The 22622-nt window shown below is 42.1% G+C and carries 22 protein-coding genes; 5 read left to right on the forward strand and 17 right to left on the reverse strand.

Features of this window, described 5'->3' with window-relative positions; all coding sequences use genetic code 11:
* Positions 1-257 precede the first annotated feature (257 nt).
* The 6 genes from OV592_RS21555 to OV592_RS21580 form a co-directional block, all read right to left on the reverse strand.
* Positions 258-1178, reverse strand: a complete 921-nt coding sequence (locus tag OV592_RS21555; RefSeq protein WP_406609965.1) for a ParB/RepB/Spo0J family partition protein — start codon at positions 1176-1178, stop codon at positions 258-260.
* A gap of 17 nt (positions 1179-1195) precedes the next feature.
* Positions 1196-1987 (reverse strand): ParA family protein, encoded by a 792-nt coding sequence (locus OV592_RS21560; RefSeq protein WP_016400263.1) that lies wholly within the window; start codon positions 1985-1987, stop codon positions 1196-1198.
* 11 nt (positions 1988-1998) lie between these two features.
* Positions 1999-2625: a 16S rRNA (guanine(527)-N(7))-methyltransferase RsmG gene (gene rsmG, locus OV592_RS21565; RefSeq protein ID WP_016400264.1), complete on the reverse strand. Its 627-nt coding sequence runs from the start codon at positions 2623-2625 to the stop codon at positions 1999-2001.
* 9 nt (positions 2626-2634) lie between these two features.
* On the reverse strand, positions 2635-4524 hold the full coding sequence (gene mnmG, locus OV592_RS21570; RefSeq protein WP_406609966.1) for a tRNA uridine-5-carboxymethylaminomethyl(34) synthesis enzyme MnmG: 1890 nt from the start codon (positions 4522-4524) through the stop codon (positions 2635-2637).
* A gap of 367 nt (positions 4525-4891) precedes the next feature.
* Positions 4892-5335: an FMN-binding protein MioC gene (gene mioC, locus OV592_RS21575; RefSeq protein WP_016400266.1), complete on the reverse strand. Its 444-nt coding sequence runs from the start codon at positions 5333-5335 to the stop codon at positions 4892-4894.
* 197 nt (positions 5336-5532) lie between these two features.
* Positions 5533-6411, reverse strand: coding sequence for a LysR family transcriptional regulator (locus tag OV592_RS21580; protein ID WP_406609967.1), 879 nt, complete (start codon positions 6409-6411; stop codon positions 5533-5535).
* Between the two features lie 155 nt (positions 6412-6566).
* Here OV592_RS21580 and OV592_RS21585 point away from each other — a divergent pair, with 155 nt between their 5' ends.
* On the forward strand, positions 6567-7292 hold the full coding sequence (locus tag OV592_RS21585) for an oligogalacturonate-specific porin KdgM family protein (RefSeq protein WP_406609968.1): 726 nt from the start codon (positions 6567-6569) through the stop codon (positions 7290-7292).
* 57 nt (positions 7293-7349) lie between these two features.
* Here OV592_RS21585 and OV592_RS21590 read toward each other — a convergent pair whose 3' ends face one another.
* The 3 genes from OV592_RS21590 to OV592_RS21600 are packed head-to-tail and all read right to left on the reverse strand — an operon-like array spanning position 7350 to position 10333.
* Positions 7350-8354 carry a cytochrome d ubiquinol oxidase subunit II gene (locus OV592_RS21590; protein ID WP_152785087.1) on the reverse strand — a complete coding sequence of 335 codons (1005 nt, stop codon included), beginning with the start codon at positions 8352-8354 and terminating at the stop codon, positions 7350-7352.
* The gene (locus OV592_RS21595) at positions 8351-9742 is read right to left on the reverse strand and encodes a cytochrome ubiquinol oxidase subunit I (RefSeq protein WP_406609969.1); all 1392 of its coding nucleotides are present in this window, start codon (positions 9740-9742) and stop codon (positions 8351-8353) included. The genes OV592_RS21590 and OV592_RS21595 overlap by 4 nt, the downstream gene beginning before the upstream one ends.
* Before the next feature lie 30 nt (positions 9743-9772).
* Positions 9773-10333, reverse strand: coding sequence for a GbsR/MarR family transcriptional regulator (locus OV592_RS21600; protein WP_016400271.1), 561 nt, complete (start codon positions 10331-10333; stop codon positions 9773-9775).
* A 583-nt stretch (positions 10334-10916) separates the two neighbouring features.
* On the opposite strand from OV592_RS21600, the gene OV592_RS21605 reads away from it, so the two are divergent.
* The 4 genes from OV592_RS21605 to OV592_RS21620 all read left to right on the forward strand — a co-directional run bounded on the left by OV592_RS21605 (position 10917) and on the right by OV592_RS21620 (position 15847).
* Positions 10917-11822, forward strand: coding sequence for a LysR family transcriptional regulator (locus OV592_RS21605; RefSeq protein ID WP_338622872.1), 906 nt, complete (start codon positions 10917-10919; stop codon positions 11820-11822).
* 306 nt (positions 11823-12128) lie between these two features.
* A complete protein-coding gene (locus OV592_RS21610; protein WP_406609970.1) occupies positions 12129-12854 on the forward strand; it encodes a hypothetical protein in 726 nt (241 codons plus the stop codon).
* Between the two features lie 148 nt (positions 12855-13002).
* Positions 13003-14253 carry a hypothetical protein gene (locus tag OV592_RS21615; RefSeq protein ID WP_406609971.1) on the forward strand — a complete coding sequence of 417 codons (1251 nt, stop codon included), beginning with the start codon at positions 13003-13005 and terminating at the stop codon, positions 14251-14253.
* Positions 14254-14632: 379 nt separating this feature from the next.
* Positions 14633-15847 (forward strand): hypothetical protein, encoded by a 1215-nt coding sequence (locus tag OV592_RS21620; protein ID WP_406609972.1) that lies wholly within the window; start codon positions 14633-14635, stop codon positions 15845-15847.
* 334 nt (positions 15848-16181) lie between these two features.
* On the opposite strand, the gene mnmE is transcribed toward OV592_RS21620, so the two are convergent.
* From mnmE to OV592_RS21660, 8 genes are all read right to left on the reverse strand, one after another.
* The gene (mnmE, locus tag OV592_RS21625) at positions 16182-17546 is read right to left on the reverse strand and encodes a tRNA uridine-5-carboxymethylaminomethyl(34) synthesis GTPase MnmE (RefSeq protein ID WP_406609973.1); all 1365 of its coding nucleotides are present in this window, start codon (positions 17544-17546) and stop codon (positions 16182-16184) included.
* 90 nt (positions 17547-17636) lie between these two features.
* On the reverse strand, positions 17637-19277 hold the full coding sequence (yidC, locus tag OV592_RS21630; protein WP_016400273.1) for a membrane protein insertase YidC: 1641 nt from the start codon (positions 19275-19277) through the stop codon (positions 17637-17639).
* 8 nt (positions 19278-19285) lie between these two features.
* Positions 19286-19540 (reverse strand): membrane protein insertion efficiency factor YidD, encoded by a 255-nt coding sequence (gene yidD, locus OV592_RS21635; protein WP_152785067.1) that lies wholly within the window; start codon positions 19538-19540, stop codon positions 19286-19288.
* The gene (gene rnpA / locus OV592_RS21640) at positions 19510-19863 is read right to left on the reverse strand and encodes a ribonuclease P protein component (RefSeq protein ID WP_084681699.1); all 354 of its coding nucleotides are present in this window, start codon (positions 19861-19863) and stop codon (positions 19510-19512) included. The genes yidD and rnpA overlap by 31 nt, the downstream gene beginning before the upstream one ends.
* Positions 19864-19867: 4 nt before the next feature.
* Positions 19868-20002 (reverse strand): 50S ribosomal protein L34, encoded by a 135-nt coding sequence (gene rpmH, locus OV592_RS21645; protein ID WP_016400276.1) that lies wholly within the window; start codon positions 20000-20002, stop codon positions 19868-19870.
* Positions 20003-20219: 217 nt separating this feature from the next.
* Complete coding sequence (locus OV592_RS21650; RefSeq protein WP_406609974.1) at positions 20220-20966, reverse strand: amino acid ABC transporter ATP-binding protein; 747 nt, start codon at positions 20964-20966, stop codon at positions 20220-20222.
* 2 nt (positions 20967-20968) lie between these two features.
* The gene (locus OV592_RS21655) at positions 20969-21637 is read right to left on the reverse strand and encodes an amino acid ABC transporter permease (RefSeq protein ID WP_406609975.1); all 669 of its coding nucleotides are present in this window, start codon (positions 21635-21637) and stop codon (positions 20969-20971) included.
* Positions 21637-22395 (reverse strand): amino acid ABC transporter substrate-binding protein, encoded by a 759-nt coding sequence (locus OV592_RS21660; RefSeq protein WP_016400279.1) that lies wholly within the window; start codon positions 22393-22395, stop codon positions 21637-21639. Before OV592_RS21660 ends, OV592_RS21655 begins: the two co-directional genes overlap by 1 nt.
* Positions 22396-22622 lie beyond the last annotated feature (227 nt).

The following is a 22622-nucleotide window of genomic DNA, read 5'->3' on the forward strand; positions in this document are numbered from 1 at the left end:
ACCTCTACTAGTTTTTACATTTAACCCATTACCTATAAGTAGGTAAAAAGGGCTTGCGAAAAAGCCTAATGATTATACGTTGAACGCGCACTTTTGCAATCAGAAGCAAAGCGGAAGTCACCAATTTGTAACAGCTTACATAAACAAATAGCGGTTATTGTTAATTTTTATGTTACAAACCAGCGATTTTGGTCATTTTTTGGTGAAAGTTAGGTAATCAAGATCAAAGAAATGTAGGTAAGAATAGTTTATAAAAACTAAAGTGTTTCATCGGAATCGATGAAGAGCGCCAAAATAGCATCTAATTCATCCAAGTTTGCATAGTCTATAACCAACTTACCTTGGCCTTTTTTGTTTTGCTGAATTTTCACACCAGCACCTAAGCGTTCGCTTATTCTTTGCTCTAATCTGTTAATATCTGGATCAATTTTAGCTGCTTGTTTAGGGGCTTTTGGGTTTAAAACTGCCTTAACCAGCTTTTCGGTATCACGCACAGTTAAGCCTTTGGCTGCAACATTACGTGCAGTTTCGGCTTGAGTTTCGCCACTTAAAGCTAACAAGGCACGCGCATGACCCATTTCAATGTCGCCATGTTCCAATAAGATTTTCACATCGTTATCAAGGCTATTTAAACGCAGCAGGTTGGTTACAGTTGTACGAGATTTACCTACCGCTTCAGCGACCTGCTGATGAGTAAGTTCAAATTCGTTCATTAAACGGTCAAGGGCAACCGCTTCTTCCATTGCATTAAGATCTTCACGCTGAATATTCTCAATAAGCGCAATAGCAACCGCGTTTTCATCACTCACGTTTTTAATCAAACAAGGAACATCGTGCAGATGAATTTGTTGCGAGGCGCGCCAACGGCGCTCACCGGCAATAATCTCAAATTGATTATCACCCACTTCTCGAACCACAATGGGTTGAATAACCCCTTGTGCTTCTATCGAGTGAGCCAGTTCCTCAAGTGCTTCAGCCGACATGTCTTTACGAGGTTGGTACTTACCAGGGCGTAACCATTCGATAGGTAGCTTACGCAGTTCACCACGGTTTTCATCAACGGTTTGCTGATTAGTATCGGCTTTAGTGTCCTCTTCAACTTGACGTTGACGAGCGTTATTACTGGTACTGAGTAATAAATCTAATCCTTTACCTAATCCACGTTTTCTCGCTGACATGTCTTTATCCGTATTCATTAATCTACGACCACCGCTTGTGCTTCTTCTTCATGGCGGCGAATAATTTCACCCGCTAAAGCAAGGTAAGCCTTAGAACCATTTGACGTTTTATCATAATACATGGCTGGTTTACCAAAGCTAGGGGCTTCGGCTAAACGCACATTTCTTGGGATCACAGTTCGGTAGACTTTTTTACCAAAATGCTGCTTAAGCTGATCACTTACATCCGACGATAATCTATTTCGCGGATCGAACATGGTGCGCAAAATGCCTTCAACTTGCAGATCAGGATTAACTACAGAAGCCAATTTACTAATGGTATCAACTAAAGCGGTTAAGCCTTCTAAGGCGTAATATTCACACTGCATTGGCACCAATACACTGTCGGCAGCAGCCATTGCGTTAACGGTAAGCATGTTGAGCGAAGGCGGGCAATCTATGAAAATGTAATCGTAGTAGTCACGCACGGGCGCTAATGCATTACGTAAGCGTACTTCGCGCGCGAAAAATTCCATTAATTTAATTTCGGCAGCGGTAACATCAGAGTTAGCTGCAATTAAATCAAAAAATCCGCTGGTATCTTTTACCGTTACTTGATCGATAGGTTCTTCATCAATCAGTAACTCATAGGCTGTTTTTGGAACGTCGTATTTATCAACACCACTGCCCATGGTGGCATTACCTTGTGGGTCTAGGTCAATCAACAATACTTTGCGTTTAGTGGCCGCCATAGACGCCGCTAAATTTACGCTGGTTGTAGTTTTTCCTACGCCACCTTTCTGGTTGGCAACCGCAATTACTTTACCCACAATATTTTCGCCTAAGGGTTATTTTTATCAATAATAACTAGATGTCGCTGACCTTCAAGTTCGGGAACCGTTAAACTCTCGATACTGTGCAGTTTTAAGCCTTCAGGCAGGTTTTCTAGCTCTTGTTCAGGCACTAAGCCTTTTAAAGCATAGAATTTACCATTATTTGCGGGTAGGTGAGAACACCAGTTGAGCATATCCTCTAAAGAAGCGAACGCTCTGCTTATTACGCCATCAAAATCGAGGTTTTGTTGGTAGTTTTCTACTCGGCTCTGCACCGCGGTAACATTATCGAGTTTGAGTAAATGACAAACTTGGCGAATAAAAGTAATTCGTTTCCCCAAACTATCAAGCAATACAAACTGTTTATCAGGATTGATAATGGCCAAGGGAAGACCAGGTAGCCCAGGCCCTGTACCAACATCAATAAAACGCTCACCTTGTAAGTAAGGACTTACCACTAAACTATCGAGAATGTGTTTTACCATCATCTCCATAGGATCTCTTACCGAGGTAAGGTTGTAAGCTTTATTCCATTTATCGAGCTGCTCAACCAAACTAACCAGTTGAGAGATTTGCAGCTCGGTAAGCTGCAAAGACGTTTGAGCCAATAAGCCCTGTAAGCGAGATTTTAACACCCGATCATCCTAAGCTGACTTGCGTGCCAAGTCGTGTTTTTTCAAATATACCAATAGCAATGATACCGCAGCTGGAGTTACTCCCGAAATACGTGCTGCTTTACCTATGGTTTCTGGTCTGGCATTGGTTAGTTTTGCAACTACCTCATTCGATAGACCGCTAATTTTAGAGTAATCCAAATCTAAAGGTAGCAAAGTATTTTCATGCTTTTGGGTTTTCTTAATTTCTTCTAATTGGCGTTTAATATAGCCATCATATTTGATCTGGATTTCAACTTGCTCAGCGGCGGCTGGTAGTTCTAATCCAGGTCCAAAGCCATCAATTTCCATCAATTGTTGGTAGTTAAGCTCTGGTCGGCGGATCAATTCTTCTAAAGAATGCTCGCGAGTAATTGGATTTTTCAACAATGGGTTTAGCTGATCCAATTGCTTAGAATTGGTATGAACCCAAGTGTCTTTTAAGCGTTGGCGTTCTAACTCAACCGCTTCCACTTTTTGATTAAACAACTGCCAACGATGATCGTCTACTAAACCAAGCTTACGACCTTGCTCAGTTAAACGCATATCGGCGTTGTCTTCACGTAACAATAAGCGATATTCGGCACGGCTAGTAAACATACGGTAAGGTTCTTTAGTGCCTAAAGTGGCTAAGTCGTCGATCAACACGCCCATGTAAGCTTGGTCGCGTCGAGGTGCCCATGCATCTTTACCTTGAGCGTAAAGGGCAGCATTAGAGCCAGCAATTAAACCTTGGGCACCGGCTTCTTCATAACCGGTAGTCCCGTTGATTTGTCCAGCAAAGAACAAGCCTTTTAAGTATTTGTTTTCAAGACTTTGTTTTAAATCACGAGGATCAAAGAAGTCATATTCAATGGCATAACCCGGACGGGTTATATGGGCATTCTCTAAACCTTTCATCGAGTGAACTAACTTAACCTGAACATCAAAAGGTAAGCTGGTAGAAATACCATTTGGGTACACTTCGTGAGTGGTTAGGCCTTCAGGCTCAATAAAGATCTGATGTGAGTTTTTATCGGCGAAGCGAGTTACTTTATCTTCGATAGATGGGCAATATCGCGGTCCAATACCTTCAATCACACCGGTAAACATCGGGCTTCTGTCTAAACCATTACGAATAATGTCATGAGTAGACTCGTTGGTGTGAGTGATATAACAAGGGATCTGCTGTGGATGATCGCTTTGTTTACCAATAAACGAAAATACCGGTGTAGGTGTATCACCAGGCTGTGGCTGCATTTGGCTAAAATCGATACTGCGCGCATCAATGCGAGGTGGAGTACCGGTTTTTAAGCGATCAACTCGTAGCGGTAGTTCTCGAAGTCGTTGAGCTAAAGCAATTGACGGTGGATCACCAGCTCGGCCACCAGCATGGTTATTTAAACCTATGTGGATCATGCCACCAAGGAATGTTCCCACAGTGAGCACTACGCTGCGTGCACGTAACTGTAGGCCCATTTGAGTAACCACCCCTACCACTTGATCATTTTCTACGATCAAGTCGTCACAAGCTTGTTGAAAGATAGTTAGGTTGGCTTGGTTTTCTAAACGCTCACGGATCGCGGCTCGATAAAGTACTCGGTCTGCCTGAGCGCGAGTTGCACGAACTGCTGGGCCTTTGGATGAGTTTAGGGTTCTAAATTGGATCCCTGAAAGGTCGGCAGCCTGTGCCATTAGGCCACCTAAGGCATCAATTTCTTTTACTAAGTGACCTTTACCAATACCACCAATGGCTGGGTTACAAGACATTTGACCTAAAGTCTCAATGTTATGAGTAAGCAACAAGGTATTTTGACCCATGCGTGCAGCTGCAGCTGCTGCTTCAGTACCGGCATGACCACCACCGATCACTATCACGTCATATTGTTGTTTATAGAACATTTGTTATTACCTCGAACCAGCCTAATCCCAAAAGGGTGCGACATTTTACTGGTTAAGTGGCGATAAGGGAATGCTTAGATCAGAATTAGATCTGTACTCGATCTCTTATAAATATATAAAAGATCTTTTTTTAAAGATCTTTTATTAGATCTACTATTAGTAACTTGCTGATCTGTAGATAAGTGATTTTTTAGCTTTATGATCATTAACTTAATTAAGATCAGATCTTGTTAATGAAGGGCGATCTAAGCAGGGGAAAAACTGGGATCTAATTTGCTGTTTATCCACAGGTGGAAATGGGTATAAGCTTATCCATAGGAATAACTATGTTAAATTAATAGCTATTCCCTAGGGTTATCCACAGTATTTAGTTCACATTTAGCTCATTTTTCCAGCTTTCTAACCATGCAACTGCTGGTTCTTCAGGCACTGGTTCTAGATCCACATCTATTTCTAAACGTTCTTTTAGCTTTTTGGCACCCAAATTACTTAAGGTTTGGTCGAGATCTTTACCTGCTCCACAAAAGGTATCGTAACTGCTACTACCAATAGCCACTACGCTATAAGAAACAGAAGAAAGATCTGGTTGGTTTTCGAGTAAATGTTGGAAAAATGGCTGTAGATTGTCTGGTACATCTCCTGCGCCATGAGTAGAACTGCAAATAAGCCAAAAAGCTTGCTGATTTAGCTCTTCAAACTCTGCATCTAAGTGAATTTTTACTTGATGCTGTTCTTTTAATAGCGCTTCTAGCTCATCAGCGACGTATTCAGCCGAACCGAGGGTTGATCCCACAATGATTTCTATATCCACTTACGATCCTGTTAAATGTAGAGTCTTGGCTACATTGTAACGTGATCTAATAGGGTTTAACTAGCTGCGAATTTATTGTGATCTAGTTGTTGATAGTTTCACGTGAAACCTCAATAAAATTCACTTTACCCGCCATCTAAGCTGATGATCCCATTTGTTATGTGTGAATAAGAGTTGTGCACAAATTACCTAAATGGCTAATGGGGTTTGTTTCTAAACTCTGCTTTACACAAATTAATTAGCGCCTGTTGAGCTGGGGAAATCGTTGTTTGCTTGCTATAAATCAAGCCAAGTTGTTCATTGGCAATGGCATCGTTATGGGCTAAAACTACTAATTCACCCGTTTCAATATACGGATTTAGCTGCTGTTGTTGGCCGACAAAAACACCAACACCACGTAAACAAAGTTCAATAGCCAGCGAATGATGCTCTACTGCAATTTGTCTTTGTACTGTATCGGGATCCCACAACTCGGTATTGGTTGAAGAAAGCACAGTTATCCAGGTATGACTTAGCACTTGTTGAAGAGTTGTAGACGTTGCAGACGCTAATTGGTGAGTTCGTGAACATACTGCTACTACTGGCATTTCACACAAAGGTTCTACAGTAAATTGGCTAGGAAAAGCATCTCGGTAAAAACAAACGGCTAAATCTAATGATGGTTGTTGTTGCCAGTTGAGTAGCTGCTCATCGCGGCGTTGGTAAATATGTAAATCTACTTGCGGATAGGCTTGGTTAAATTGGCTAAGCACCTTTGCTATAGAACTATCTTGCAAATACGCACTTACTCCAAGGTTTAACCTTAAACAGTCTAGATTAGCAATTTGCTCTACCTGTTCGTTTAGGTGCTGTTTTGCACTTAGTAACTGCTCACACAAGGGAAGCATTTTTAAGCCTTGTTCCGACAACACCGGCTTGTGGCCGCTCCGGGTAAATAACTCAACATTCCAATCTATTTCTAAGTTACTTATCCATTGACTAAGTTGGGCGCGGTTTTTCTGCATCTTTTTGGCAGCGGCTGAAATACTGCCCAACTGATGACTTAATACAAAAGCTTGGATTGCTTGAAGATTCATTTGGGATCCTCTGTGTTAATAAAAGCTAACAGACTCTGATTTGTTAGCGCAGTGCCATCTCATCATCATAGCGGCGATGGACTGTTTTACGAGTATGTAACTGGTACTCAATGATGCACGGATGTTTTAGTAATCATCTACTGAAAGGTTCCAAAATGAAAAAAATTATCGTCGCTTCTACCGTTTCGCTTGCGCTGTTTAGTCAATTTGCAGCGGCTAATGCAATTCGTGGTGAAGTTGCAGCAGAAAGTAACCGCACTGGCCCGCATCTAGGCATTTTGAAAGGCGGTTATGAGTTTGATACTGATTACGGTCAGTTTGGCTTTGATGTTGAGGCAAAAAGCCGTTTGGGTGGGCGACCTTATGGCGAAAATCAGCATGAGTCAGGTTTGCACGAAGCTACCTTTGCTGCAGATTATACCTATAAGTTCGGCAATGCTTATGTTCAGCCAAGAGTTGAATATACACGTAATGTCGCTAACGACGCCAACACCGGTAAGTTTGCTCTTAAAGGTGGTTATAACTTTGATAATGGTATTTTTGTTGCTGCACGTTACCGTTACGAAGGTACCCAAAATAACAACAGCATAAATAAAGCTGAACTAGGCGATGTAAAAACCAACCGAACCGATTTAACCGCGGGTTGGGCCGGTGATATTGTTGGCGTGTCTTTTAACTACATTCATAAAGACGCAAATGCAGAGCACAAAAACAATAACCTGAAAATCAATGAACTTGAAACTAAGGTGTTCCTTACCAATTTAGGAAGCTACCAGCCTTATGTTCAATATACTCAGAAAAACTTTGATAGCAGTGGCTACAACAGCAGCCCGCTTAAAGATGATAGCCAGATTAAACTTGGCGTTAGTATGAAGTTTTAAGAGAACAAAAAAAAGAGCGCCCTATGGCGCTCTTTTTAGTTGGTTTAACTGTGAAGTTTAGTGGTAGTTCAGCGAGGTCGCTTTACCTCTAAATACCCAGTAAGAAAAGGCGGTGTACATGAGGATCACCGGTACAACAATCAGGGCGCCAATTAAAATCACAATCAGTGATTCTGGCGCAGATGCCGCCTCCCAAATATCCATTTGTCCAGGTACTACATCGGGGAAGAAGCTAAAGCCCAAAGCGCTAAAACACAGCAAAAATATCAGCATAACTAAGCTAAATGGTACCCAGCAGTGGCGATCGTTTTCTTTAGGTAAACGCCCTAGCAAAAAGTCGTTAAACAAAAATGCTGCAAAACACAAAGCTGGGATCAGCAATACAAACATGACCAATGGGAAGTCAAACCAGCGATCAAATACACCAGGGTTAACTAAAGGGTTAACGATAGATACCGCGATCACCCCCATGAAACAAAAACGGCCAGTGGTCTTGGTCCAAGCAACAGCACGTTGCTGTAAGCTGTTTTCGGTTTTCATTACTAACCAAGCTGCGCCAATATAGCTATAAGCTGCTGTTACACCCAAGCCACTGAGCAAACCAAATAAATGGGTGCTTATGCCACCCTCAAAACCCATTACATACAAACCTAACATGTAGCCTTGAGCTAAGGTAGTGAGTATAGAGCCTGCTTTAAAGGTTCTGTCCCAAGCTAACTTATGGTCCACTGCTGCTTTAGCTCTAAAGTCAAAAGCTACGCCACGCATAATAAGTCCGATCAGCATAATTGCGACTGGAATATACAAGTGGTAGAGCACAATGCTATGCGCTGCTGGAAAGGCAATGAGCATGATGCCAACTGCCAGTACTAACCAAGTTTCGTTGGCATCCCAAAACGGACCAATAGAAGCAATCATAGTATCGCGCTGCGCTTCGTCGGCTTCGCCCATTGGCAGCAAAATACCCACACCTAAGTCGTAGCCATCTAAGATTGCGTAAACAAGAACCGAAAGTCCCATTAAGCCGATAAAAATAACCGGTAACCAGTAGGCGTCCATCATGCTTTAGAACTCCCTTCAACGTTGTCTTGTGGCTGATTAACATTGGTTAAGTTGCCGTCGGGTTTGGGTTCGTTGGTTTCAAACTCTTCTTCTTTAACCGCTTTACGTGCCATTAAGAAAACCGTGTGAATGTAGGCAACTAACAAGAAGCCATAAACGATTAGATACAGCGCTAACGAAAATGCCACGTTTGAAGCGGGTAGGCTGGTTACAGCATCTTCGGTTCTTAGCACTCCGGTTACTAACCAGGGTTGGCGGCCTATTTCGGTTACATACCAGCCGGCAAGGGTGGCTACCCAACCCGAGAAGGTTGTACCTACCAATACTTTTAGCATCCAATTTGGCATTTTGCCTTTACGCACCATGTGGTAAGACCCAAACCAACTTAGGGCTAACATAAGTAGACCCAAGCCCACCATTACTCGAAAACTCCAAAAAACAGGTGCTACTGGCGGGTGCTCGTTTTCAAATTCGTTTAAGCCTTTAAGCTCACCATCTAGCTCGTGAGTTAAAATTAAGCTCGCTAACTTTGGAATACCAATGGCAAATTTGTTGGTTTTAGTTTCTTCATCTGGCAATGCAAATAACAGTAATGGAGCGCCTTTCTCGGTTTCCCATATACCTTCAATTGCAGCAATTTTTGCAGGTTGATGTTCAAGAGTATTTAAGCCATGAAAATCACCCACTAAAGCCTGAGTAGGGGCAAGTATCGCCGCCACTATTAGGCTTACTTTTAAGGTAAGGCGCGGAGCTTTTTTAACGTCGCCTTTTAAAATTCGATAGGCTGAAATACCGGCGATAAAAAATGATGCAGTTAGGCCTGATGCTAACAACATATGAGTTAAGCGATAAGGAAATGATGGGTTAAATACAATTGCAAACCAATCGGTTGGATAAGCAACACCATCACGCATTTCAAAACCCGTTGGGGTTTGCATCCATGAGTCTAGCGCTAGAATCCAAAATGCCGACAAACTGGTACCAATCGCTACCAATATGGTTGCTAGGGTATGTACTTTGTTTGGAACACGTTTAATGCCAAACAACATAATGCCCAAGAAGGTGGCTTCTAAGAAAAAGGCAGTAAGCACCTCGTAACCGAGCAGAGGGCCAGCAATATTACCCACAGTTTCCATAAAGCCTGGCCAGTTAGTACCAAACTGGAATGACATGGTAATGCCGCTTACAACACCAATCGCAAAGGAAAGCGCAAATACCTTTACCCAAAAGCGATAGGCGCGCATCCATACCGGGTTACCGGTCATATCATGGCGAACTTTAAAAAATACTAGGAACCAACACATCGCAATGGTGATGGTGGGAAACAGGATGTGAAAGCTGATATTGGCAGCAAACTGTATCCTTGAGAGCATTAGGGCATCAAGCATGGTTAAGCCTCGTTAAGGTTGATAATCTCATTAGCTGGCGGCAGATCCCTTGTTACCAACGATTTTGTCTTTTAACTCTAAAATTCTGCTAATACCTGAGCCCATCTTCATTAAACTCTGCAGTTTGTCTGGATTCATCGTATTAAGTGCGTATGACCATTGAGTGATTAACTCTAAGAGATCGTGGATCTCTTCCATTTTTTGCTGAGTAAACTGGTCGGCTTCGTTTTCTGGTTCTTCCAATAAATTAGAACGTAGTAAAGAGAGGGTTGGGTCAACTTCGCGCTTACTGCGTTCTTCAAATACAGTTCTCGCCATATCCCAAATGGACCCGGCGGCAGTAAAAAATTCTCGGCGTTGACCTGCTTGATGGCTTAGCTTTACTAAGCGCCAAGACTGTAATTCTTTTAAACCCATGCTGACGTTGCCGCGGCTAATGCCCAGCTGTTGCATAATCTGCTCGGCGTGCAAAGGCTCTTTATTAATTACTAACAAAGCCAATATTTGGCCAACTGTTCGGTTAAAACCCCAACGGCTGCCCATTTCGCCAAAATGAAGAACAAAAGCTTGGCTCTTCTCTGATAATTGCACGCGCTAAATCCTTTTATTGAACTTTCAGAAAACAGTGAAACTTTAATTGAAAATTGATTTAAGTCAATATTTTTAGCGATAATTGATGGAGAGTGATGAAACTGTGAGGCAGATTTAGCTTAGTTTGAGAGTGGGTTTATCTGTTAATCGAAAACCTGATAATTGCTTTATTTTTACTTGCTGTTTATCAGGTTTTGTTGGTGTTTATCTATATTTTAAGGGTAGCTTGGTAATAGTGAACACTTACTTATTAAGCTACTTTCCGATACAGAAAGTGAAGACGCCCATAAACAGTGGTGTGGTTGCATACTTGGGGGACCGATTGGGGACCAAATTGATAAATGTGCTCTCAACCCAAGTGTACTTTCCTAATAGAATATAGTTATTTGTTCGCTATATGTCTTTCAATTCTTACCGTTAAAATGACTAACTGTTTAACCCTGTATGCATTCAGTATGAACTCTACACTTAGCCATAATGCTGTTTGACTACCAGTTTTTTCTCCCCATACTATTGCGTATATTATTCTTAAATCGGCTGCAAATACTTAAACAAACAGCGCCGCATACATGAGGTTCAAGTATTGTTATCGTTATCGATTCAAACTCTAGAGTGCTTTATCGCTGCGGCAGAGACCGGCGCATTTAGTAAAGCTGCCCGAAAAATAGGAAAATCGTCATCCTCTGTCAGTCGCTGGATATGCGAATTAGAAGATGATCTTGGCTACTTATTGTTCGAAAGGAAAAGTAACGGACTTGTCGTAGTATTAAGCCCAAAAGGTGAGGCACTGTTACCTAAGGCTAAAATTGCAATTGATTACATGCGAAAATTAGAAGACCTTGCCTATTCAATGCACGGAGACGGCTCTCCACTTGAATTAACGATTAGTTTTAGTGAGCTGATTGACGGTGAAGGCATTGCTGAAGTTATTCAAGATCTTAAAGCTACCTGGCCAACCCTCCAAATTGCGCTTAAAAATATTGACATGGTTCATGTTCAGTTGGCTATTGACAGTAACGATGTCGATTTTGCGTTAGGCGCAGCTGCCGACTCTTTTTATCCTAATATAGGCGGGGTTGTTGTAGGCGAGGAAAATATCAGTTTAATTGCCCACCCCGATAATCCATTATGCCAAGAACCTGAAGTGCAACTAGACATGCTAATGTCTCAAACGGCTATATGGTCTTCCCCTTATGAAAAAGCTCTGCAAGATGAGAGAGCACTTTTCAATAGTTTAGATACAATAGAATGCGGTGAAGCGAGCACAGTAGTGTCATTAGTAAAAAAGAACTTAGGGGTTGCATTACTTCCTGAGTACATAACGCATTCCGCGAGTAAGTCAGGTGAAGTGGTAGCACTTAGCTATAACCAACGAGAGATTATCCCTTCGTTCCCTATGATGTTGTACTATCGGATGGATTACCCACACCCTGAAGTGACCGAACAAGTTATTAGCACACTAAAGAGTTGGTTCGGTTATACCAAATAGCTTATTTTTTAGCTCTTTCGCCATTCGTAACTGAAAGGTTTCGTACTGCTGTAAAGCCCTACTTTTTTAGTACAATCACTAAATTCAAGTTAGCTACTTGTCAGTTTTGTTGCTGCCACTCTTACACTATTTACAGCTCCAACCTTAATAAAAATCTCATTTATCATTTCTATCTACACTAAACATTTCTCTTTTATTATCCCAATTATGGGATGATTCGAACTACGAGTTAGACAAATTTGAGTTTATCTTGGCCTCACTGAATAAGTTCTTTAAACAAAAATACGTCCAGTTGGAGGAAGCATCATGAAAAACTCAATCATCATCGCAACACTAGCAACAAGCCTGTTAAGCACTTCGTTACTTGCAGCTGAACAGGAGCAAAGACAAGAACACGACATTAACTATGGTGACCCAACAGCAGCATATTCTACCGTTGGAGTTTCACGCGCTGCTGACTCTATGATGTTAAACCTACAAGTCAACAAAGGTAACAATATCTACCAAGTTGATTACGGCTTTAATGATAAAGCGCTAGGTGATGACAAAGGCCGCGAAGGCAACCAGAACTACCGAGCTCGTATGTTTCATGTAACTGATGAGGGTTTTGGTGTATCAGCGACTCTTTTGGGGTCACACAATGCAGACAAATCTGGTAGCGATACTGCTCTTGTTGGTGCTCTTTATCGTTACGAGGTATCTGACAACGTAATGATTTTCCCGATGCTAGATGTTGGTCGACAGTTCAGTTATTCCACCAGTGATAATGGCGCTAAGACCCGTGAAGAGTCTACTATCGTCCAACCTGGTGTGTTCTTACTGTACGCATTCGACGATGGCCACTGGTTATCTGCTAACCCTCGTGTTCAGTACAACGCTCGTCATAATGATTGGGTTGCTTCTGCTGAAATTGGCGGTGGTTACATGATCAATGACCAATTCTCTGTTGGTTTCCGTATCGACCATAACGAAGGCACAGACCGAGTTAAAGAAGATACTAAGTTTATGCTTCAAGCTAACTACTACTTTTAATCCAAACATTATTAGCGCTTAAAAAGCCCCGATATTTGCACACCTGTTATCGGGGTAAGCATAACCAGAATACTAGAAACACTTTTTGGGATGGCTAGATTCCTCTCAGGTAAGTGTTGGTTAAAGATAACGATATAGAGAAAAAACCATGAAAACTTCATTTTTAGCCGCAGCTCTAACAGCTGTAATCGCTCTTCCCAGCTTCGCAACATCAGATGTAAACACCGTGACAAGCCTAAATGGTGTCGAAGTTGTATTGCAAGGTACGCAAGCAGAACCAAACAACGTTATTGTGCAAGCTGAATTACCAGTCATTGAGTTTGATGGATTAACCTTTAAAGGCGGTCAACAAATCGTTGCGGGTTACAATGACGCATTCAGTGCCACTTACTATCAGGATTTCGCCAAACGTTATAACGATGAAATTAAAGAAGAGTTCACCGCGGAAGAAATTAAAAAGGCAGTAGCTGTTAATAATGCCTTTATTGAAGACTTTCCACGCATGAAAGCTTTCATTGAAGGTATTGCTGACGCATCAGGCGCATCAGTAGAACACATCCTGCTTGCGTTCTGGGCTGAAGATGCTTTGTTTTCTAAATCGATGCTAAGCTTCGGTGATCAACTGTTTGATGGTAAAGATTTCACTCGTCATGGTGAAGACGACAAAATAAAAGGCTGTACTGCTGTTGGTTTTACTAACGGCATATTGGGTCAAAACATGGATTTACCCCTTAATATGTCTGGTGAGTCTGCAACCTGGAAAAGTGATGAGTTGATTGCAAGTGGTCCGTCTCCGTTTCATCCGGTTATGAGCATGTCTCGCAACATGGCATCTAACACCAATACCATTGACGCATTCTCAACGGTTGCTTTAGAAAACGGTATATCAATCGGTTTAATGTACATCACCGCCATCACTCACAATGTGAGCGTTGATGAAGCTGAAGTGATGATGTCCAAATACCAAATAGCTGGTGCGGCATCTACCACCTTAGCAGATAAAAAAGGCGGACTTAAAACCTTCGAATGGCACGCTAATGGTTTCAAGACCTTCGATCAAGAAGATGGTTACATTGTTCACACCAATCACCCTCGTGACCGTGAACAAGAATTAACCGATGTGCTTTACGATGGGGATCTTTATGAATTCAACAAAGCGATGAAAGAGACGGTCTCTCGGTATGAAGTTGCGTCAGCCTATGCTAAATACGATCTAGAACGCAGCGCTGGTTCAATTAAAGACCTGCTAACACAGCGCCCTATTTTGTTAGCACCTACTGCTGATAACTACTTCATTTCTTCTATGTCGAACGTGTCAGATATTAACGCAGGTTGTCAGTATGTTGCACCGTATCGCCCAGACCTAACTGGTTTCACAGAGGTTTGTTTCGACAATTAGTATTAACCGATTTCGTCCTAATCCCGAAAACAAAGGCACTCATTACGAGTGCCTTTTTCATAAATCTCTATCTAGAAAAATCTATAAGCTTTCCGCCTAAAGCTATCAGTATAAATTTGCTGATTGCGCAATATGTTCGTTGCTTATATAGGTCTTATTCAGCCCGCTCTCTCACTTAACGAGACGTAGTCATTTGAATCATCTGTCAGATCAAAAAACGACCAATATACATAAATCGTTAATTCACTCTAAAATACTCTTCCTCCTTAAATGTCCCAAAACTGGGATGATTCGAACTACGAGGTAAATAAATTTAGGTTTATCTTAGACCCAACGAATTAATCCTTTGAACAAAAATACGACCCGTTGGAGAATCACCATGAAAAAACTACCTACTACATTAATCCTTATGTCTACTTTAGGCCTTTCTGTACAAGCAGCCGAATTGCCTTATCAACAGCAATATGCTGACCAAATGGGAGCAGAAGCTCCACACAAAACAGATCTTACTGATGCTACGCCAAATGCAGAAGGCGGAGCGGTTTATGCTAATCGTAACTTCTCTGAGTTTTCTGTTGTATCGTGGAACTTCGCACCTTCGCCAACTCCGTTAATTTTTAATGAGAGCATTACGCCACTCAATAATGACGAAGTCTTGCACTTAGAAGGTACCAATACTGACGGTTACATTGTTGTGAAAGACGGCACCATTGTTAAAGAGTATTATGCCCAAGGCATGTATAAAACCACCAAGCACGCAGTGTACTCTGTAGGTAAATCATATACTTCTGCAACCTGGCACAATCAATTGTTGCCTGTAATGGACAAAACAGTCAGTCAAATCATTCCTGAACTTGCAGACTCTATTTATAAAGACATTACGGTTCGAGATGTTTCTGATATGCGCACTCCAACTTATTGGGCGGAAGATTTTGGCGATCCAAACAGCCCTGTAGTGCTCTCTGGTTCTGCGACAGGCTGGGATTTTAAAGATGCCCAGTATGAACAAATTAGCTTTTTAAATTCATTAACTCGTAATCCTGAATTAGCTGATGGCGATTGGTATTACGTTAGCCCTAACACACTGTTGCTCGATAATATGGGCTCAGAACTTAGTGGTAAACATGCTTATGAAGGCATGAAGGCCTTCTATGACAAACTGGGCTTTGAGTATATATCTAATACTGTTGCCAACTTACATGGACAAGTTTCAGCTGACGGTGGTCAATCTTACACTTTAAGAGACTTTGTAAAGTTGCCTCATGCTATGGCTGCTGACGGTATTGTTAACGGTAAAGAAGCCATCTCTCAAACATATATTGACGACGTATTTACCTCTAATCCAGAAAAAACAGCTGCATTTAAGAACAGTGCTTATGGCGCAGCACTGCCAATGCTTAAGTTCTATAGCAACCAGTGGTATGTCGTTGATGAAGACATTGCTATTGGCATGGGCTCTTTTGGTCAATTCATCGCCTTTAATAAATCAACAAACGTGGCAATTGCTAAGTTTTCCACCTACAAAATAGGTCAAGACTTTGAGATTGCAGCTAACGACATCGCGTGGTTAATTGAGCAGGTTAAGAGCTATTAAGCTTCACTACAAAATAATACACCTTAGTTTGACAATACGTGGCTAACTGGCTTAGCCGCGTATTTTTTATTGCGAACACATGCTCAGCCTCTAAATATCAGCTCGTTTTGGCTGAGGCAAGCATAACCTTAGCGTCATCAGGCTCTCGCCTACATGCAGATTGAATGATTGGGTCTTGAGGTGGTTTGATCTTTGATATCAAGTTGCTGTTGAAAGTAGTTAACAAAACTGGCGGAGCGCTTTGTACTATCTTTAAAACCATACTTCTGAGATTGCCATTCAACTAGTCTCTTACTTTTAATAATTTCAGCAAGTTAATTGTTGTTTGCTCACTTTATTTTCCGATACAGAAACTAGTGAAAATGCGGCTGAGTAAATCGTCGGAGCTGAACTCACCGGTAATTTCGCTTAAGTGTTGTTGTACCAAGCGCAGTTCTTCGGCTAATAGTTCACCAGCTTGATAAACTTCTAGTTGAGTTTTGCCATTGTCTAAGTGTTCTGCGGCAAGTTCTATGGCGTTAAGGTGGCGGCGACGCGCCATAAAGCCACCTTCCATATTGCCTTGAAAACCCATGCATTGTTTTAGGTGGTCTTTTAGCTCTGCTAAGCCTAGCTCGGTTTTAGCCGAAATCTTATAAACAGGGTGTCCGTGATCCATCACTACGTCTAAGCTTTCGCCGGTAACATCGGCTTTGTTGCGTACTACTGTCATGCCCATATTGGTGGGTAGTTTTGCCACAAATTCAGGCCAAATTTTTTGTGGGTCGAGCTCCTCGGTGGTGGTGCCATCCACCATAAACAATACCCGATCAGCATTATTGATTTCTTCCCAGGCGCGCTCTATACCTATTTGCTCTACAACGTCTGCGTCATCACGTAAACCAGCTGTATCGATGATGTGTAGTGGCATACCGTCAATATGAATATGCTCGCGTAATACGTCACGAGTGGTTCCGGCTATGTCGGTAACAATGGCGGCTTGTTTACCTGCTAGAGCGTTAAGTAGGCTTGATTTACCGGCGTTAGGGCGGCCAGCTATCACTACTCGCATGCCTTCTCGTAGTAATGAACCTTGACGAGCTTGGCTTTGTACTAAGCCTAATTCTTCGATAATGGCGTATAAATCGGCTTGTACTTTTCCGTCGCTTAAAAAGTCGATTTCTTCTTCGGGAAAATCAATTGCGGCTTCAACGTAAATACGCAGGCGAGTAACACTTTCAACTAAACTATGGATCTTGTTTGAAAACTCACCCTGCAGCGAATGTAAGGCACTTTTGGCTGCTTGTTCACTGGTGGCTTCAATAAGGTCGGCAATGGCCTCTGCTTGGGCTAAATCGAGCTTGTCGTTTAGAAATGCGCGTTCACTAAACTCACCTGGGCGAGCCATGCGTAAACCATCTATTTGGCAAATTTCACGAATTAGCATGTCTATTACTACCGGTCCGCCGTGACCTTGTAGTTCTAGTACATCTTCACCGGTAAAGGAATTTGGCCCTTTAAAGTACAGTGCAATACCTTGGTCAAGCGTGTCTCCGCTAAGGCTTTTAAACGGTAAGTAATCGGCATAACGAGGAGCAGGGCACTTGCCTAATAGCGTTTCGGCTACTTGCTGGGCTAAAGGGCCAGATACTCTAATTATGCCTACACCACCACGACCTGGGGCGGTAGCTTGCGCCACAATAGTATCAGTTGAATTCATGCTCACTCTCTTTGCTCATTTCTGCTGAAAATAAAAATGCCATTCAGCCTTCACTGAATGGCATTTTAGCATTGTTGCTAAACTTTGTGCTTAGCGTTTATGTAATCCTTTTTTCTCAAGGTTACGGTAGATGATGGTTTGCTGAATTAGCGTTACCACGTTACTCATCAACCAGTAAAGTACTAGACCTGCTGGGAACCATAAGAAGAATACGGTAAAGATAACCGGCATAAACTGCATAATTTTAGCCTGCATTGGGTCGGCTACAGTGGTTGGAGACATCTTCTGAATGAAGAACATACTCACACCCATCAAAATAGGCAGAATGTAGAATGGGTCTTGTACCGATAGGTCGGTAATCCAACCAAAGAACGGTGCATGACGTAACTCTACGCTTTCCATTAACGACCAGTACAACGCAATAAAGATAGGCATTTGTAGCAAGATAGGGAAACAACCACCTAAGGGGTTAACTTTCTCTTTCTTGTACAGCTCCATCATGCCTTGCGACATTTTCTGACGGTCGTCACCGTACTTCTCACGAAGTGCAGCCATTTTAGGTTGCAGTAAACGCATCTTCGCCATAGAGGTGTATTGCGCTTTAGTTAGCGGGTACAACAAACCTTTTACGGTGAAGGTGATAAGAATAATTGCTACACCCCAGTTACCTACAATGCTGTGGAAGAAGGTTAGTAGTTTGTACAATGGTTGGGCAATAAACCATAACCAGCCGTAGTCTACGGTTAGGTCTAGGTGTTTTGCTGATTCAGCCATTTGCTTTTGCAGTTTAGGGCCAACCCATAACGAGCTAGTTAGGGTAGCTGTATCGTTAGGCGCAATGGTTTGTAAAGGCGCTTTGTAACCCATGAATACAAAACCGTTACCGCTGTTTGAATATAGCTGGTTGGTATCGCCTTCGTTTGGCAACCAAGCGGTTACAAAGTAGTGCTGCATCATCGCAACCCAACCACCAGTAGTGGTTTCATTTAGGTTAGATTTTTTGATGTCTTTAACGCTGTACTTTGAGTAACGAGTTGATTCGCTAGAATAAGCACCACCACGATAAACCGGCATTACCATGCTAGAGCTATGCTCTTTATCGGTTTGCTTAAGCTGGCTGTATAGTTGCAAGCTTAAGTCGGAGTCACTTTTGTTGCTTACTTGAAAGTCTACGTTTACGTCGTAGCTACCACGAGTAAGGGTAAAGTTTTTAGTAAATACGTTACCGTTTTGGTCTTGGTAGTTAAGTGCTACAACCAGTTCATCGCTACCATCAGCAAGTTCAAAGCTGTTGCTAGTTACTTGGTAAACTGGGCGGCCGTTGGCGCTGGCATCTGGGCCATCACGACCAATTAAGCCGCTTTGGGCTACATAGGTAAAGTTAGGATTTTCTTCTAGAAGTACAAATGGTTCTGTTGAGTCTTCTTCTATTGGGTAGGCCAATAGTTCTGCACTCACTACATCACCGCCTTGAGCGCTAATTTTAAGCTTAAGAACGTCGGTAGTAACCGTGATTAACTGACCTGCAGCGGTAGCTTGCGTTAAGTCTGAATCGTCGTGAGATGAAGCACTGGCTGGCACATCACCATTTGCAGTAGTACCAGTTGCGGTAACAGTATTGGTAGCAGTAGTTACTACAGGCTGTGGGCCGTAGTCTTTTTGCCATTGCTGATATATAAGAAAACTTACAAACAGCAACCCAATTATCAGTAAATTGCGTTGAGATTCCATAATTTTAGTTAATCACTATTGGTTTTTTTGGAACCTGGAACCGGATCATGTCCGCCAGGATGTAGAGGATGGCATTTTAATAGACGTTGGCTTGCTAACCAACTACCTTTTAACACACCATGCAAATTAATTGCTTCAATCGCGTAATCTGAACATGTTGGCGTAAACCGGCAGCGCGGACCAAGCAAAGGACTTATCACGTATTGATAAGCCTTGATTGGCATAATTGCGATTATTCGCAACGGCGCGTTAGTCTTCGCCATGATTTCTCCAGAAGCTTGGTCAGGTCTTTATTATCTAAGTCTGAAATACCGTTCTTGGAAATAACCACTATATCTACTGCGGGCAACTTGTGCTGATGTAGACGAAAGCTTTCTCTTACCAAACGTTTAATTCGATTACGACCTACCGCTAGTTTAACGCTTTTTTTAGAAACAGCTAAACCTAGACGAGGGTGTTCTAGAGTATTGGTTTTGGCAAGGATAGTGAGTTGGGGGGTACCCACACGAACGGGGTTGGAGAATACATGTTTGAAATGCATGGGAGTTAACAAACGTAACTCCCTGCTAAAAGAATGTCTTTGCACTTAATTATGCAGACAGACTTGCGCGACCTTTAGCGCGACGACGTGCCAAAACTTGGCGGCCGTTTTTTGTTGCCATGCGAGCGCGGAAACCGTGGCTACGCTTGCGCTTTAGTACGCTTGGTTGAAAAGTACGTTTCATATTTATTACTCTTGCTAGCTAGTTTTTTACTGTACAGTCGGTGCAATTAACCAAAATGGTAGGCGCACCGGGTAAAAAAGAGGCGAAATTCTAATCATTCACCTCTTCTAAGTCAAACGAAAAATCGCTTAATCTTAAATACTGTTGTGGAAAAGATCCTTTGGATCTTTGGCGGCATTATAGTGCTCCTATATATAGGTGCAACTAAACAATGTAATTAGCCGTGATTACGCTTAACGATACGCGATATAAACTGTTGAGTTCGTGGATCTTTCGGCTGATTAAACAGTTCTTCTGAGCTACCTTGTTCAACAATGGTTCCATCGCTCATAAATACCACTCGGTCGGCAACTTCGCGGGCGAAGGCCATTTCATGAGTAACAATAACTAATGTTTGTTTGCGTTCCGCCAGTTTTTTGATGAGTTCAAGCACTTCGCCAACCCATTCTGGATCTAAGGCTGATGTAGGTTCATCAAACAATATTGCTTGGCTGTGAGTAGCCATGGCACGGCCTATACCAATACGTTGCTGTTGGCCACCCGACAATTGGCTAGGGTAGTGCTTGGTTTTATCTGCTAAGCCAATATCTTTAAGTATCTTTCTTGCCTCGGCTAAGGCTTTATCTTTGGGTTGCTTCCAAACAGTTATCAACGCTTCAGCTATGTTTTGCTCTGCGTTTAAGTTGGCAAATAGCGAGTAATTTTGAAAAACAAAAGATAGTTTACGACGCAGCGCGAGCACGTCTTTTTGTTGATGGTTTTGTGCATCTACTGTTAAACCATCTACGCTAATAAGGCCGGTATCGGGTTGTTCTAAGTAATTAATACAACGTAGAAAAGTAGATTTCCCTGTTCCTGATGGGCCGATGATCGCTACAACTTCGCCCTCTTTCACTTCTAAATCGATACCGTTAAGCACATTTTGCCCATCGAAGGACTTGCTTAAATTGGAGATTTTTATCATCGTTAATAAGCCTTCGATAGTCGCTGTTCAGCAAGGTTTTGTAGCTGAGTAAATACTGCAACAACTGCCCAATAGATAAGTGCTACTGCTAAAAATGCTTCAAAGAACTTAAAGCTACTAGATGCTTCCATTTGCGCTTTAGCCATTATTTCTGCCACACCTAAGGTAAAGGCCAAAGAAGTGCTTTTAATCATATCGATAAGATAGTTCATTAAAGAAGGCAGGGCGGTGCGCAGTGCTTGTGGTAGCACTACCCTGCGTAAAGCTTGCAGTCGAGTCATACCAAAGGCGTAACAAGCGTCCCACTGGCTTTTATCAATAGAGTTAATAGCTGCTCTAATGCTTTCTGCTTTATAGGCAGAAAAGTGCAAACTCAAACCGATAACCGATGCGCTAAATGCATCTAAGCCAATCAGAATTGGGAATACCTGAGGTAAGCCGTAATACAAGATAAACAGTTGTACCAGTAACGGCGTACCGCGGAAGAATGAGATAAATACCACTGCAAATTGATTAAGCAGCGGCAACTTAAATACACGAAATAGAGCCAATATTAGTGCAAGCACTAATGCAAAAACGGCTGCAACTGCAGCCATTTCCATGGTGGTTCCCAAATACTTAAACAGTATTGGGAACAGCTCTAACATGTAACCGAAGTCAAATGTAGACATTATTTGGTGATGTCTCCGTCAAACCATTTTTGAGAAATTGCGCTTAGGCTGCCATCTTGCTGCATAGCTTCTAAGCTAGCGTTAACTTTAGCTTGTAATGCTTGGCCTGCTTCGTTGTTTTTGAATGGCATCGCATTCTCGATGGTTTCGAAAGGCTGACCCGCTAGCGCTAAGGGTAGACCAGATTTCTTGATAAGTGCTAACGAAGATACACGGTCCATAACAAATGCATCTGAACGACCCAATGCAACATCTTGCTCGATGCCTGTATCGTAAGTCGCTATGTTAATTTGATTATCGGTGTCGTGTTTGCGTAATAACTGCTCAAAGTTAGAACCTAGGTTTACCGCAACCTTTTTGCCTTTTAAGTCGTCAATGCTAGTAATCTCGCTATTGCCTTTACGTACAACAATTTGCGCGCCATCCACCACATAGGGGTGAGAGAATAGGTATTTAGCTTTACGTTCATCGGTAATAGTTATTTGGTTAGAAATTGTATCTACACGACCTGTCTCTAACATGCCAAATAGGCCAGAGAAGTTCGCGGTTACAAATTCAACTTTCCAATCATTACGTTTGGCCAGTTCATTCCAAACATCAACTTCAAAGCCTTGTAGCTGATCTTGTTTTACAAAAGTGAAAGGAAAATAACGACCAGACATACCTACTTTAACGGTATCTTGTGCAAATGCTGACCAAGGACTTAGGCTAACTAGCAGTAAACCAAGTAGCAATCGTGATTTATTTAGTAGTTTCATTTCTATTCTTCTGTATCTGTAGTTGTGTATGGGTAAAAATTCTAGTTCAGCCTCGGTAAATACACAAATACGCTGTAGTTATATCAAATAACTAAGCTGTTATCTGGCTCGGCGAATTTTATTCACATATTTGTTATCTGCTTGTGAATAATTCATAAGAAATCTAGAGTTTAAGCGGCTTCCGTTATAAAATAGACGGTCTTTTTGGTGATAACGCGGAGTCGCGA

This window comes from Agarivorans sp. JK6, from assembly GCF_045277145.1.
Classification (GTDB): domain Bacteria; phylum Pseudomonadota; class Gammaproteobacteria; order Enterobacterales; family Celerinatantimonadaceae; genus Agarivorans; species Agarivorans albus.

Coding starts and splice junctions, on each gene's coding strand:
- OV592_RS21555 (WP_406609965.1), bottom strand. CDS start 1,178: ATGTCAGCGAGAAAACGTGGATTAGGTAAAGGATTAGATTTATTACTC.
- mnmG (WP_406609966.1), bottom strand. CDS start 4,524: ATGTTCTATAAACAACAATATGACGTGATAGTGATCGGTGGTGGTCAT.
- OV592_RS21580 (WP_406609967.1), bottom strand. CDS start 6,411: ATGAATCTTCAAGCAATCCAAGCTTTTGTATTAAGTCATCAGTTGGGC.
- OV592_RS21585 (WP_406609968.1), top strand. CDS start 6,567: ATGAAAAAAATTATCGTCGCTTCTACCGTTTCGCTTGCGCTGTTTAGT.
- OV592_RS21590 (WP_152785087.1), bottom strand. CDS start 8,354: ATGATGGACGCCTACTGGTTACCGGTTATTTTTATCGGCTTAATGGGA.
- OV592_RS21595 (WP_406609969.1), bottom strand. CDS start 9,742: ATGCTTGATGCCCTAATGCTCTCAAGGATACAGTTTGCTGCCAATATC.
- OV592_RS21610 (WP_406609970.1), top strand. CDS start 12,129: ATGAAAAACTCAATCATCATCGCAACACTAGCAACAAGCCTGTTAAGC.
- OV592_RS21615 (WP_406609971.1), top strand. CDS start 13,003: ATGAAAACTTCATTTTTAGCCGCAGCTCTAACAGCTGTAATCGCTCTT.
- OV592_RS21620 (WP_406609972.1), top strand. CDS start 14,633: ATGAAAAAACTACCTACTACATTAATCCTTATGTCTACTTTAGGCCTT.
- mnmE (WP_406609973.1), bottom strand. CDS start 17,546: ATGAATTCAACTGATACTATTGTGGCGCAAGCTACCGCCCCAGGTCGT.
- yidC (WP_016400273.1), bottom strand. CDS start 19,277: ATGGAATCTCAACGCAATTTACTGATAATTGGGTTGCTGTTTGTAAGT.
- yidD (WP_152785067.1), bottom strand. CDS start 19,540: ATGGCGAAGACTAACGCGCCGTTGCGAATAATCGCAATTATGCCAATC.
- rpmH (WP_016400276.1), bottom strand. CDS start 20,002: ATGAAACGTACTTTTCAACCAAGCGTACTAAAGCGCAAGCGTAGCCAC.
- OV592_RS21650 (WP_406609974.1), bottom strand. CDS start 20,966: ATGATAAAAATCTCCAATTTAAGCAAGTCCTTCGATGGGCAAAATGTG.
- OV592_RS21655 (WP_406609975.1), bottom strand. CDS start 21,637: ATGTCTACATTTGACTTCGGTTACATGTTAGAGCTGTTCCCAATACTG.
- OV592_RS21660 (WP_016400279.1), bottom strand. CDS start 22,395: ATGAAACTACTAAATAAATCACGATTGCTACTTGGTTTACTGCTAGTT.